This window comes from Holdemanella sp. MSK.7.32, from assembly GCF_024460475.1.
GTDB lineage: Bacteria > Bacillota_I > Bacilli_A > Erysipelotrichales > Erysipelotrichaceae > Holdemanella.
Window position 1 is genome coordinate 1 of the sequence record NZ_JANFYN010000128.1, and the last position, 422, is coordinate 422.

Genomic DNA, 422 nt, shown 5'->3' on the forward strand with positions numbered 1-422 from the left:
ACCTGACTTTAGAGGCTGAATAGTAAAAAATGGTGCAACACTCGATATTTGATTATCGAGTATGCATCATTTTTATTTGTTTATCTGTTAGATAATAATTTGTTATTGGTTGATTTAATTTTTTGGATAGATCTGTTACGAATTCTTTGCTGGTTAATAGATTTATGAATCTTGTTGAGTTGATTCTTACAACTCGGAATTTTCTCATGAAATCGTATATTGTACTTGCTGAATATTTATTTTCCAGAATCTTGAATTGAAGAATTCGTGATAATAACACGGCTGTGTAACAGATGAAGAAATGACCTTTGATCCGATTTTCTTTTTGTAGATAGACCGGACGTGTATCAAGTTCGGTCTTCATGATGCGAAAGGATTCTTCAATTTGCCAAAGCTGATGATAAGCATTGTATACGTCTTTT

The 422-nt window shown here is 32.0% G+C and carries 1 pseudogene; it reads right to left on the minus strand.

Going from position 1 to position 422, the window contains the following annotated elements:
• Window positions 1–52: 52 nt before the first annotated feature.
• Window positions 53–422: pseudogene (locus NE544_RS12105) on the minus strand (transposase); the annotation flags it as partial.